This window comes from Virgibacillus halotolerans (genome assembly GCF_016908515.1).
GTDB classification, from domain to species: Bacteria; Bacillota; Bacilli; order Bacillales; family Amphibacillaceae; genus Virgibacillus_M; species Virgibacillus_M halotolerans.
Window position 1 is genome coordinate 52683 of the sequence record NZ_JAFBEA010000009.1, and the last position, 13865, is coordinate 66547.

11 protein-coding genes are annotated in these 13865 nt (G+C 40.9%); 6 read left to right on the top strand and 5 right to left on the bottom strand.

The window, feature by feature from the left end:
- Positions 1-17 precede the first annotated feature (17 nt).
- Together JOC34_RS17420 and hemQ are read right to left on the bottom strand one after the other, a co-directional pair.
- Complete coding sequence (locus tag JOC34_RS17420; RefSeq protein ID WP_205138062.1) at positions 18-443, bottom strand: cell wall hydrolase; 426 nt, start codon at positions 441-443, stop codon at positions 18-20.
- 166 nt (positions 444-609) lie between these two features.
- Positions 610-1359 (bottom strand): hydrogen peroxide-dependent heme synthase, encoded by a 750-nt coding sequence (gene hemQ / locus JOC34_RS17425; protein ID WP_205138063.1) that lies wholly within the window; start codon positions 1357-1359, stop codon positions 610-612.
- Positions 1360-1561: 202 nt separating this feature from the next.
- On the opposite strand from hemQ, the gene pta reads away from it, so the two are divergent.
- Positions 1562-2533 (top strand): phosphate acetyltransferase, encoded by a 972-nt coding sequence (gene pta / locus JOC34_RS17430; RefSeq protein ID WP_205138064.1) that lies wholly within the window; start codon positions 1562-1564, stop codon positions 2531-2533.
- A gap of 151 nt (positions 2534-2684) precedes the next feature.
- On the opposite strand, the gene JOC34_RS17435 is transcribed toward pta, so the two are convergent.
- A complete protein-coding gene (locus JOC34_RS17435; protein ID WP_205138065.1) occupies positions 2685-3536 on the bottom strand; it encodes a lipoate--protein ligase family protein in 852 nt (283 codons plus the stop codon).
- A gap of 307 nt (positions 3537-3843) precedes the next feature.
- Positions 3844-5430 (bottom strand): RNA-guided endonuclease TnpB family protein, encoded by a 1587-nt coding sequence (locus JOC34_RS17440; RefSeq protein ID WP_205138066.1) that lies wholly within the window; start codon positions 5428-5430, stop codon positions 3844-3846.
- Between the two features lie 573 nt (positions 5431-6003).
- Between JOC34_RS17440 and JOC34_RS17445 the strand changes: the two genes are divergently transcribed.
- The 3 genes from JOC34_RS17445 (at position 6004) to JOC34_RS17455 (ending at position 8572) form a co-directional block, all read left to right on the top strand.
- Positions 6004-7323, top strand: coding sequence for an HD domain-containing protein (locus JOC34_RS17445; RefSeq protein ID WP_205138067.1), 1320 nt, complete (start codon positions 6004-6006; stop codon positions 7321-7323).
- On the top strand, positions 7313-7813 hold the full coding sequence (locus tag JOC34_RS17450; RefSeq protein ID WP_205138068.1) for a YwgA family protein: 501 nt from the start codon (positions 7313-7315) through the stop codon (positions 7811-7813). The genes JOC34_RS17445 and JOC34_RS17450 overlap by 11 nt, the downstream gene beginning before the upstream one ends.
- Before the next feature lie 237 nt (positions 7814-8050).
- The gene (locus JOC34_RS17455; RefSeq protein ID WP_205138069.1) at positions 8051-8572 is read left to right on the top strand and encodes a YwhD family protein; all 522 of its coding nucleotides are present in this window, start codon (positions 8051-8053) and stop codon (positions 8570-8572) included.
- 922 nt (positions 8573-9494) lie between these two features.
- Here the strand turns inward: JOC34_RS17455 and JOC34_RS17460 are convergent.
- Positions 9495-11552, bottom strand: a complete 2058-nt coding sequence (locus JOC34_RS17460) for a transglycosylase domain-containing protein (RefSeq protein WP_205138070.1) — start codon at positions 11550-11552, stop codon at positions 9495-9497.
- 158 nt (positions 11553-11710) lie between these two features.
- On the opposite strand from JOC34_RS17460, the gene JOC34_RS17465 reads away from it, so the two are divergent.
- Positions 11711-12145, top strand: a complete 435-nt coding sequence (locus tag JOC34_RS17465; RefSeq protein WP_338062695.1) for a YwiB family protein — start codon at positions 11711-11713, stop codon at positions 12143-12145.
- Positions 12142-13812, top strand: a complete 1671-nt coding sequence (gene argS / locus JOC34_RS17470; RefSeq protein ID WP_205138072.1) for an arginine--tRNA ligase — start codon at positions 12142-12144, stop codon at positions 13810-13812. The genes JOC34_RS17465 and argS overlap by 4 nt, the downstream gene beginning before the upstream one ends.
- Positions 13813-13865: the final 53 nt, after the last annotated feature.

The window sequence follows — 13865 nt, forward strand, 5'->3', positions numbered from 1 at the left end:
ATTAATAAATTGCACGTTCATCGATACACGGCTGGACAATCAGCTTCGGAAGGGGCGTAAAAACAATGCGCTTTATATCTGCCTGTGTTCCACTGGTTATACCATTGCGGCGGGCAACTTCCTTCTGGCTGAAAAAACCACAATGCATTTGACGCAGGGTGCTGTTGCTCCCCTTGGATGGCCCGGCGTGCTAAACGTTTATCTACTTCACGTGCCCGTTGATAAAAATATCCTTTCTGTGTAGCTTCAAATCCTCCGGGACTTTGGAAAACCATGTCCCTGATGTTTCGTAAATCACCAAAGTCAAGACAATCAGAAATAACGCGATTAACCCCAGTATTTCCAACCATCAGCATGCCCAGTTCACCATCCCCCTCACCCTCGGCACGCATAAGTCTTGCCAATAGATCAATATCCTTGTCGGTGTGTGCAACTAAAGCCATCAAACATACCTCAATTCTATAAATCCTGATGTTGGATTCAATAATTATATGTATGAGGGGTGGGCTTGGTATATGACTACGACGGGGATGTTTTTTGGATGTCATCGAACGCTCAAAATAAAAGAGCCCTGCTACGTTTGAAGTAGCAGGGCTCTGTAGTGAATCATTATATTTTTAAAAATGCAGCAACGGCTTCTCGTGGTAAATGATTACCCACGAAGAACTCGCCAAACTCGGCATAGCGGGAGCTTGCTACGTCAAATCGCATTTCATAAACGATTTTTTTGAATTGTAATGGGTCATGTGCGAATAATGTAACGCCCCATTCCCAATCATCCAACCCCATGGAGCCGGTAATGAATTGTTTCACTTTTCCGGCGTATTTTCGGCCGGTTTTACTATGTTCGTAAAGGAGTTGTCCACGATCGGCTTTTTCTAATGTATACCAATTGTTTTCCCCGTCACGGCGTCTGTCCATTGGATAGAAGCAAATGTGCTCCCATTTTGGCAGAATTGGTTTTAAGCGTGCCTGTGTTTCCGGTAATGTCTCCGGATCAACACCATCTTTTTGCGGGCGGTATTTAGAAAGTTCGACAACGGATACATAAGAGTGTGTCGGAATTAAAAACTCAGCAAACTTGGATTTATTGAATTCTGTTTCAATGTCTGTAAGTTCATTCGTTGTTGGACGTAAGAACATGAACATTAAATCAGCTTTTTGCCCGATAACCTGATACAAGACATGACTGCCGTTTTTTTCCGCTTCAACAGCTTCCCATTTGGAAAGTAATTTATCAAAGCCGTCAATTGCTTCCTGCCGTTCCGCTTCAGATGCTAATTTCCAGGAATTCCAATCGATACTGCGTAAATCGTGTAGCGAATACCAGCCATCCATGGTTTCTACTGCTTCAACCATTATCTATCTCTCCTTTTATTTATCAATTTTACTATCGACGTTTTTACTATATCATAATCGGGGTAGGTTATTCATATAGAAGGCCCCCAAAGGCGGTAATGTCATCGGTCTGTCAAATTTGCGCTGCCATTGGATGGATTGCTTTATATTTGATCATAACTCGGCTATGATTAGGGTATAGCTATATAGGAGGTTGGTATCAATGAGCCAATTATTTGATCAATTAAAGCAGAAGATTGCTGCGAAAAACAAACAGGTTGTATTCCCTGAGGGGATGGATGAGCGTATATTAACTGCGGCGAGCCAGCTGGGCGCTGCAGGTATATTAACACCGATTTTAATCGGTAATAAAGGAAGCATGAAAGAAAAGGCGGAAGCAATTGGAGTGGATATTTCATCCTGCGAATTGTTGGATCCCACCGAATTTGAGGAATTTGATTTAATGGTTGAAACTTTCGTGGAGCGACGCAAGGGCAAGGTAACCACGGAAGAAGCGGTGAAGATTTTACAAGATGAAAATTACTTTGGTACGATGCTTGTGTACATGAATCAGGCCGATGGTTTAGTAAGTGGTGCGGTACATTCCACGGCAGACACAGTTCGACCGGCGCTGCAAATCATTAAAACGAAGGAAGGCATCAAGAAAACTTCCGGGGTATTTGTCATGGTTCGTGAGGACGAAAAATATGTGTTTGCTGATTGTGCCATCAATATTTCGCCGGATAGTGTTGATCTTGCTGAAATTGCAACAGAGAGTGCCATTACTGCTGAATTGTTCGACGTGGACCCGCGGGTTGCCATGTTAAGCTTTTCAACAAAAGGATCGGCACGAGTGGAAGAAACTGAAAAAGTAGCAGAAGCATTAAAGATTGCCAAAGAAAAAAATCCATCACTTGTGATAGATGGGGAATTTCAGTTTGATGCGGCATTTGTACCGGAAGTTGCCGAGAAGAAGGCACCTGATTCAGTAATCAAAGGGGATGCGAATGTATTTATTTTCCCTAATCTGGATGCCGGAAATATAGGTTATAAAATTGCGCAGCGTTTAGGCGGATTTGAAGCGGTTGGTCCCGTATTGCAAGGACTGAATAAGCCGGTAAATGATTTGTCGCGCGGCTGTAGTGCGGAGGATGTCTATAACCTGGCATTAATCACGGCAGCACAATCAGAATAAGCTAGATGTAAAAACGTGTATTCGCCAAGTGAATACACGTTTTTTGATGCTGGACCCGGTTCCTGGCGAACTTGAGTAGCAAACCCTCGAAGTTGAGCGTCAACCGTGCAAAGTTGAGCACCAATCACACCACGAACATACGCGCATCTGGTCATTGCATACTTGCAACCGCCTCATTACGCTTTTCCATTTGCTGTAAGCGCTTTTCGAAAGTCTCGATCTCTCCTGCTGAGAAATTTGTTTCGATGATCTGCGAGCTAAAATTTTCCAATGCCTTATATACACGGGATTTCATATCTGCCACCGTTAATGCTGTCCCTAACAGCTCTGATAATGATGCCATTACATTCGGATCGACGGTAGGAAAGTCAAAATTGGTTTCCGCATCCTTCTTACTAATCGCATAAAATTGCCGGATGATGGCAGCACGCTTCTGGCTGTTGCCCGCGACGTCCAAATAAATTTGAATAGCTGCACCGTCTTTGATCCGTCGTTGTGAGATGCCGGCGAACTTTTTCCCGTGAATACTTAAATCATAGTCCCCGGGGCAATAGGATCCGACAATTTCATATGCTTCAATTTCGTTTGTTAAATCGCGGAGCATATATTTTACAAAACTGACCATTGCCTCATAGCAGTCGTAAATCGAGATGTTTTTCACACCGGGTAGAACAAGTGAAATATTTAATACACCGCGATCAAGATTAACGGCAAGCCCGCCCGAATTTCGTACCACTACATGATATCCTTCATCAGCTAAGAACCGAACCCCTTCTTGAATATAAGGAAGTCTGGCGTCAGGTATACCAAGCACAATGGTATCAGGATGTACCCACAACCGGACTGCAGGTGGAGAATCCCCATCACTGACAGAGAGTGCTAGCGTATCATCAATGGCAAACGATGTGATAGCTGTATAAGGTTTGTGCTGGAACATGGACAAACCCGTCTGGTCCAAATAACGAAAAGTAGTATGGCTGATAATATCTTTCCAGTTTTTCATAATTTTCTCCTTCATTCCACGGCTGATATCTTGCGTCTTCTGACATATAAAAACCCAGAGAGCGCAGAAGTTGCTTTTGCCTCTTTTATCCTCTAGCTAACTATTATATAGTGAACCTCCCGGCATTGAAATACCGGGCATCATCTGACTACTCAAGGGAAAACGTCCTTATTGAAAAAAGTATGCACAAATCCCCCGATCGTCATCCGAATGCGCCTTCGATCAGCGAATAGCGAATGAGCTATTATAAACTCGAAGATTTTTCCCTAATGGTTGGGTAGAGAGGTTCATCTGGCTATATAAATGGCTAAGAAACCCGTTTTATATAGCTACAGTGACGTGTATAGAATAATTCCTTAAGCGCTTTATGGCGTTTTTGTGTGTTGTGTTTATACAAAGCAACAATATTTGCAACTTCGGTATCCAATGCACGTTCCCGGATGTTTAGAGAGGCGTTATGATCAGCATCGGCTGTATACTTGCACACGGTACAAGTAAAACGTTTGCCTTTGCGATTATCATCGTGAATATTATGACACTTGGAACAAATTTTCGATGTGTAAGCAGGATCTACTGTTTTATAATCAAACCCGTGCCACTCTAATAATGCTATTATTTTTTTCATTAGTTTCCCTCTGACCCAGGAACTGTCACGCTTGTTTGCTTTTTTACCGCGGTCAAACGCAGCAATATCGAGGTCCTCAAATACCGGCATGTATTTGTTATCTTTTATTTCGTCAAATAACTGTTTGGAAGAATTACTGATTTCCATATCAACGACATGCGCGTAACCCCTTCGCATTTTCTGTAATGATTTCTTGCCATTTAAGTTATCTGAGATATTATTTATTTTCTTTTTAAGCAAATCCTTTTCATAGGGATTCGTTGTCTTCTTTAATTGCTTTTGATATTCTTTTCGCTTGTTCCGGAGAGAAGAACGGTTGCCGAGTTTCTTTTCTACTACTAACCCATAACGGTTCATCATTCCTGTGAATGTGCCATATTTATTTTCGGTACTGGTGTGAAACAGGTCTGTGATTCCTAGGTCGATGCCGAGCAGTTTTTTTTGTTTTTGCTTGTTGATTTTTTTAGTTACAGGAATACCAATTCTTATTTTTCCATTCATCAGCGTGGCTGTCATTGATCCGTTCTTATACTGCGCTAATCTTCTCAGGCCATTTTTGCTTGTATTAACAGGAACCTCCTGACGTTTTGTTTCATTTAATAGCTTCATAGAAACCACGTAATTTTCTTTTGTGGAATGTGATTTTTCGAGTTTAGACACACGGGCGTCCAATTGAAGTGTCGCCTTTTTTACGAAAGGACGTTTCCAATGTTCTATTTTTTCATAAAATAGGATGCGCACATATCCCCTATTCGAGGCGCGTTGTTCTTCGGTCAACTTGGATAAATGCTTGCGCAAACTCTTATACACGTCGATTAATTGCTCATTCGGTTTTTTCTCAGCTATGGCATGATCTAACAACTGATCCACAACTTGTAATTCATCTGTATCAAGAATGGACGCATTCAATAATGAAAAAAATGAAATATAAAGCAACAATTCCGGGCTTTCGTTTTGAATATAGCCGTAGAGGTTATTTCGGATTCGAATAAAATGATTATGCGTTTCTGTCATGGCTTGATCAATAGCATTTTGTCCATAGGCAGAACCAAGTGAATGTGTATTTCTCTCCTTCTTCTCCAATCCCCTAATCCTGGGTGACTGTTTATTTTTGTTAAATATATCCAAAAAGTAAACTTCATTGCTCAAAAGTATTTCTATAAAACGATTGATTAAAATGGTGTATGCCGCTTGTGTTTCTATAAATCTCTTTTCTTTTGTTTTAGTTGGATAACCATATAGGAATACCGACTTTACACTTGTTGTCAAAACGGATCATCCCCTTGTTTTTTAATTTTCTACATATCGTTTGATCGCCTCTTCAGATACTGAATCGACTGACTCGATATTAGAGCTACTGTTTCATAACCTTTCTTTCCATAATTTCCTCTTTATTTTCGGGAATTCAACAAACAATCTACTTCCAGAAATTCCTTTGGACATTTTTACAATATAAGAAGGAGAAAGGAAGCTTGGGTGGCGCTGAGACAAACATATGGCAAATCTATCTCAACAGCTTGAATAATGAATCCCTTCTCATTGTAAAGGGTTTCTTTTGAAAACACTCCCACATCCGGTGTTACCACCTTTCGTCGGTATTTTACCGATCAGACAATATGATAATTAATGTTATATACAATTGTTCTTCCGTAGGTTAATTTTGTTTTATTTACCATACATATAGTATATAATAACATAACTATAACTGGCAAAATTCAGGTAATGTAATAAACTTGTATCGTTAAAATGAAAACTAGCCGATTCATCCCAGCATTGAAATACTAGGGATTCTCGGCTATTTATCTAATTACAATCATCGAAAAGAAATGGGTTGGGGAATAGATGGCATATAAGGATGAACAGCTACATGAAGAGAAGGTTTTTAAAGACCCTGTACATAGATATATCCATGTCAAAGATCGTGTGATCTGGGACTTAATCGCCGCGCCGGAATTTCAGCGGTTACGCAGAATAAAGCAGCTCGGAACAACAAATTTAACATTTCATGGAGCGGAACATAGCCGGTTCAGTCATTCGCTTGGTGTTTATGAAATCGTTCGGAGAATCATATACAATTTCAAGGGACGCCGACATTGGAATGATGATGAACGCTTGTTGAGTCTCTGTGCAGCGCTCTTGCATGACTTAGGGCATGGACCATTTTCACATTCCTTTGAGAAAGTTTTTAAATTGGATCATGAATATTATACCCAGCAAATCATTATTGGAGACACAAAGGTAAATGAAATATTACGACGTGTTGCACCAGGTTTTCCGCAAAAAGTTGCCGATGTGATTGCCAAAACCTACGAGGATAAATTGGTTGTGAGTTTAATCTCCAGTCAAATTGATGCGGATCGGATGGATTATTTGCAGCGGGATGCGTATTTTACGGGTGTCAGTTATGGTCACTTTGATATGGAACGAATCTTAAGGGTGATGCGTCCAATCGAAGATCAAGTCGTCATTAAATCAACGGGGATGCACGCAGTGGAAGATTATATTATGAGTCGCTATCAAATGTACTGGCAGGTGTATTTCCATCCTGTAACAAGAAGTGCGGAAGTTATTTTAACTAAAATTCTGGATCGGGCAAAACACTTATTTGAAGCAGATGACTTCACATTTAAGCTGGAGCCAACGCATTTCGCTTCCTTTTTCACGAGAAGCGCTACATTGGATGAATATTTAAAGCTGGATGAAGCGGTTGTATATTATTACTTTCAGCAGTGGCAGGAAGAGGATGATGTGATTTTAAGTGATCTGTGCGAACGATTTATGAATCGCCGTTTGTTTAAATACATTGAATTTGACCCAAATAAGCAAATGGGTGAAGTAAAAGCACTTCAACAATTGTTCCGAGCAGCCGATATCGATCCGAAATATTATTTGGTGATCGATTCCTCGTCAGATCTACCTTATGACTTTTATCGTCCGGGGGAAGAGGAGGAACGTTTGCCAATTCATTTGCTTATGCCGAATAATGAATTGCGGGAGCTGTCACGCCAATCGGATATTGTCGAGGCAATTTCCGGAAAGAAACGAACAGATCATAAGCTGTACTTTCCAATGGATAAACTGGAAGAAATCAAAGACGAGGATTTAAAGCAACAAATAAAAGCGATACTTTATGATCAGGGAGAGATACAGGATGTTGAATAATCATGCTAAATTAATGCAATTCTTTTCAATCGCCCAGGAAGTAACCGGTAGAAAAAAGCTGCAAAAAATGATTTATATTTTACAAAAATGCAACATACCATTTGAAGAAAAATACGCGTTTCATGTATATGGGCCATACTCCGAAGAATTGACATTACGGGTGGAGGAACTTTGTAATTTGACGTTTATTGATGAAGTGAAAGAGGATAAAGGGAATTACTTCCAATACCATTATCATATTACCGACCGGGGAAAGAACTTTCTAGAAGAGTTTGGACTAGATATGCCGGATATGTCTAATAAAGTAGATCAGTTAAAATCAAAAAGCGCCCGTTTTCTGGAGCTTGTAGCAACAATGCTTTATTTTGATGACTTGACGAAATCAGAAGTCGAAGCGAAAATTCATCAAGTGAAACCAAAACAAAAATATAGTGAAGCAGAAATAGCTGCATCCTGGGCATTTATTGGTGATGTAACACAAACGCATTAATTCAGCGGGAAATTCACATGGGAATGGGAAAAAGGGTAGCGGTAATACTGGTGATGTTTCCTATACGTTTTTTGATATGCCATTTTTTGTAGACATTTTAGGCGGGTTAGTCATCAGCATGCGTTTCTTTATCATTCTCAGAGGACGTAAAAAAGCTTAGTATAGTACCAAACAAGTGAAAATCATGGGGCACCTATGCTAAAATGAAACCAGAATAACCAGAAGGAGGATCCTTTCATGTCTTCAGATCAATCTTCAAATAAAAAGAAGCAAAATGCGTTTACAATAATTAAAGATGATTCAACAGATGGTCATGGTGGGTATGGTGCGGGTACAGTTAGTCTAGAGAATATGTCCCCAGTCATTATCGATCCGGATGAAAATAAAGCCTATGTGGATATGGATGCAATGCATGCGCGTAGTGAAATTGAACGCCGGGTGAAGTATGTGCAGGATCGAAGCGAAGTGCCCGATCCCAAACTATATTGGATCGTATGGGTCAATGTGGAACGCGGGGAGCATGGTCCATTTTACGGTGGGGTTACAGGCTGCGAACTGCTGGTTGACCGCCCCAATAAACGTGCCTATAAGTCGATGGCACAACATGTGACCTATATGGAAAAGTCATTAAAGGGAAAAATAATCGTCGAGCATATGGATGATAAATCCAAAAAGCTGCTGAGGGATTTTCTTGTGACGTTTGACGAATCGATGTGGAACAATTCTACGGAAACGCTAAAAGAAACACTCCCGAAATAATGAACAATATGTGACCGAATCATGACGAATTAGCTAAACAGTTGTACTTTGTTATAAATGTTTGTAAAATGTAAATACATGGGCTATCTCATGTATTGCTAGGACAAAAAGGAAGCCGATTTTCAGGTGAACGGACTCACACTGATTATCGGCTTCTTTTTTGCAGTAGGAAAACTTCTCTACTGTCTTCGTTTTTTATACCAGGTGAACTTGCGCCAAAGACAAGCCCCTCAGCCTCAAGTTTCGTCAGATAACAATCTTATTAAGGTTGTTTTTAAAAGTTTGTCACTTTCCAAGTAATTAACCCTAACTAGTAGTTGATAGAAACTGCGACGTAATGAGTTAGTACTTATCTTCGCTACGGAAATACACTACGCTTTCCGCGGGCTCGCGCTGAGCCTCCTCGCAAAGAACGTGGCCACTGAAAAAGTTAAATATAGCACTATAATATGCAGATCTACCATCGCATCTTCGAATATACTGCGCTTTCCGCGGGCGAGTGTCGAGTCTCCTCGGACTACCGTCCTGCGGGGTCTCGTCGATCTCTTACTTCCCGCAGGAGTCTCCGTATATTCGAGATGCTAGATTAAGGTGAAAAGCAATTTTTTTTAAAATCTACCACTTTTTCAGTGACCACAAGAACGCTGCGGGGTCTCATCGTCTTCGCTTTCCCGCAGGAGTCTTCGTGTATATCCGTCGCTAGTATTGTGCAATGTTATATCATTTATCAATTGCTTTATAAAGTAGTCTCTCCACCTTCAAAGCTTGGAATTATTAATACAGTGCTTGTAAAGACAAATGAAGATAAAATACTGAACGCTATTCACGTAGGTTGATTGGAACGGAAATCAACCTGCTCTTACGTTGCAGTTTATATATCATTAGCAACAAACGCTGTGAAATGAGCTATTATTAACTACGGCTAAGAAAACAAATTAAACCACTTCTCAAGTATGCCTTCCTCTTCTTTAACATCATCCGTATTATCTTGATCGCTTCCACTATCATCTTCAGGAAAGTGCTTCGAACAATACACTTGCGGCTCTGTTCCTTTTTCAAAATACATGATCCGGCTTACATCACAATAAGGTGTCGCGCGTTCGCCTGTAGCAGGATCGATCGGGATCCCGACCACACCGTCAGGGATTGGGAAGTTTTCCTGATCGATGCCCTGATGCGCAGCTTCCATAAAATCCGCCCAAATATTTTTGCTGTAAGCTGATTCTGCAACAACTTCAATGGTGCGATTATCATCATAACCGGTCCAAATGCCTGTGACCAGTCTAGGACTGAATCCGATCATCCAGCTATCTGAACTGGTTGTCCCTGACTTTCCAGCATAAAGCCGTGTTAGCTTATCGGCAATGGTTGATCCGGTGACAGCCGTATAACCATCTAATTCCCGATCAAACATACCTGTCATTAACTGGGTTAAAATAAATGCCTTCTTCGGATCCAGCAACTTGTCTCCAGGTTTGTTTTTCCTTTCGAAAATGGTCTTGCCGTTTCGATCAACGATGCTATCAATCGTATATAAATCAATATCCTGTCCGCCATTTGCCAGTATGCCGTACCCGGTAACCATTTCCTTTAGAGATACTGTAGCCGTTCCGAGTGCGAGTGACGGTACTGCAGGCAGTTTGCTTGTAATGCCAAATTTTTCTGCGGTATCAACTAATTTGTCAGCGCCTAAGTAGATATTTGTTTTCACGGCATAGATGTTATCCGATAGTGCCAATGCTTGTGCTAATGGGATCCGCGCATTGGCATAGTAATCATTGTAATTACTTGGTTGATAGACCTCCCCGTCCTCCAAATCAAACACTGTAGGCTTACTTAATAGCATTGTCGTAGCGTTATAGCCATTCTCTAGTGCCGCATAATATAAAAATGGTTTAAAACTAGAGCCAGGCATCCGCTTGGCATCCATCGCTCGGTTGAACGGGCTTTTTGCATAATCAGTGCCGCCGATCATTGCCCGAACCGCACCTGTATCAGGATCCATCGCCATGCCACCAACCTCCATTTCACTAGAGGAATCGATCGTAGCATGCACCTGCTTTTCGAGCACTTTTTGCAAATTACTGTTCAATGTCGTATGAATTTCATAACCGCCAGAACGAATATCCTCTGGATCAAGCTTCAACAGACGGGAGGTTTCTTTTAAAGCAGTATCCTGAAAATAAGGTCCAAGCGCTTCCGATTCACTTTCCTCATGTGCTGTGTACGTTAATTGTTCCTGGATTGCTTCGTCATATGCTTGTTTGGTGATCGTGTTTGCATTTAACATTGCCTGTAAAATCCTCTTTTGCCGCTTGTTTGCATTATCTTCGTTGTTGAGGGGCGAATAATAGGTGGGTCCTTTTGGGATTCCTGCTAACATTGCCGCTTCGGCCAAGCTTAATTCCTTGGCTGTTTTATCGAAAAAGTAATGGCTTGCTGCTTCAATACCGTGTGCACCATGTCCATAATAGATCACATTTAAATAGCCCTCGAGAATTTCCGATTTGGAATAAAACATCTCCAGGCGAATCGTATAAAAAGCCTCCCGCACTTTCCGTGTCCATGTTTTTTCCTGGGATAGATACAGATTTCGGGCATATTGCTGTGTTAATGTGCTGGCACCTTCTTTAAAAGACATGCTTTTTATATTCTTGAGCACGGCCCCCACAATTCGTTTCAAATCAAAGCCATGATGTTCGAAAAAGTGCTTGTCCTCGATTGCAAGCGTCGCATTAATTAGGTCAGGGGAAATATCCTCTAAGTTCACCTGATAGCGACTTTGCAATCCGTGTTCTTCACCGATCACATCACCAGATTGGCTATAATAAATCGTGTTTTGCTCATTTGTTAGCTTTGGCGGACCTAATAAATAACTCAGCAAATAGACGCCAATGAAAAAACTGACACCAATTGCAATGACGCCAACTATGAATCGACGAATAAAATTCCTTTTTTTAGTGAATAATCCAAATCCCATCATGATTAGCTCCAATTTTCATACGTATTAGTCACATTATGGGAATAGATAACAAGAAATAAACGCAGTTAACAACTTTATATTGATAAAGCGCACCATTTACCGCTATAATAAGACAATATATGATTTGTTTAGGGACTGAGGGGATAAATTTGAGCGTGATTGAAAAAAAAGTATTTATTGAACTTCATACAATCATAGATGATGATGGACAAATGGAATACAACACAATCAAAAGTACTGGCATCTATTATCAAAAGGGTAATATTGATGTGCTCCGATTTGAAGAAACGTCGGAAGATAATGCACCGGTAAAAAATTTTATAACGATCCAACCAGATAAAGTAAATATTAAACGGAATGGTCATATTGTGATGAATCAGCAATTCCGGATGCGTCAAACAACAGAAAATGTATTCCGGCATCCTTATGGAACCATGCATATGGAAACAACTACGAATAAGATTACATACCAGCCACTAACGGAACAAGATAATGGATCCCTGGTCATGTCTTATAATGTAAAAATAAATGGGCAAGAAGAACGCCAGCACAAGTTAACTTTGACGTATAATGAGGAGGATGTAAGATGAACGTGTTGCAACAAACAGAAGACAACTTAAAACAGGAAATCTCTACTGCAGTTGTTCAAGCAGCCCTTGCAGAAACAGCGGATATTCCTGAAATTGTTTTAGAAAAACCAAAGGATAAAGCGCATGGTGACTTTGCGACAAATATCGCCATGCAGCTTGCGCGAATTGCTAAAAAGCCTCCCCGTAAAATTGCCGAGGATATCATGGAAAACCTTGATCAAACGAAAGCATCGATTAAAAAAATAGAAATTGCCGGACCGGGATTTATTAACTTTTTTATGAAGCAGGACTTTCTTGGAGAAGTAATCCCAACGATACTCGAGGCAAAAGATGCATACGGACAAACAAATGCCGGAGGAGGAGAGAAAGTTCAAGTTGAATTTGTCTCTGTTAATCCGACTGGTGATCTGCACCTTGGTCACGCTCGTGGAGCAGCTTTTGGTGATGTGCTATGTAATTTATTCGCGGCTTCAGGCTATCAAGTGGAACGCGAATATTATATTAATGATGCTGGTAATCAAATCGATAAACTAGGACTCTCCGTGGAGGCCCGCTATTTTCAAGCGTTAGGCAAAGATGTCGACATGCCGGAGGACGGCTACCGTGGTAAAGATGTTGTGGAAATTGGCAAGGCACTGGCAGCTGAATATGGAGATAAATGGGAACAAGCGGAAAGTACAGATCGTTTGAACTTTTTCAAAGAACACGGATTGCAGCGTGCTCTGGCCCGGATTGAAATGGATTTAAACGACTTCCGTGTACATTTTGATCACTGGTTCTCGGAAAGGTCATTATATAAAAATGGAAAAATCACCGAAGCACTTAGCACACTGGAGGCAGCCAATTACACGTTCAAACAGGATGGTGCTACATGGTTTCGTTCGACAGACTTTGGGGACGACAAGGATCGTGTATTAATTAAGCAGGACGGCTCCTACACCTATTTAACACCAGATATTGCTTACCACAAGGATAAGTTGGATCGTGGATTTGATAAAATCATTAATGTGTGGGGCTCAGATCATCATGGCTATGTTCCAAGAATGCGCGCAGCGATTCAGGCACTTGGCTACGAGAAGGAAAAGTTTGATGTAAAGATCATCCAAATGGTTAACCTGTTTGAAAACGGTGAAAAGATTAAAATGAGCAAGCGTACCGGAAAAGCTGTCGCATTGCGTGAACTAATGGATGAAGTTGGCATCGACGCTGTTCGCTATTTCTTTGTTGCCCGTTCTAATGATTCACAACTCGATTTTGACATGGATTTGGCTCGATCTGAATCAAATGAAAATCCGGTTTACTATGTTCAATATGCACACGCCCGAATTTGTACGATGCTCAAACAAGCGGAAACAAAAGGATTTACTATAGATGGTGACTTTGACGTAAGCTTGTTAACAGCAGAAAAAGAAGTGAATTTGCTAAAGAAACTTGGCGAGTTCCCGCAAGTAGTAGCAGATGCGGCACAGAAATCTGCACCACATAAAGTACCGCAATATGTATTTGATCTTGCCACCTTACTGCACAGCTTTTACAATGCGGAAAAGGTACTGGATGCGGATCACCAGGAACGGACAAGTGCACGTATTGCCCTAATGGAGGCTGTTCGTATTACGATTGCAAATGCTTTGAAGTTAATACATGTAAACGCGCCGGAAAAAATGTAAATGCTTGGAAGAACAAATTCCTCAACCTGTAATAGGTTGGGGAATTTCTATTG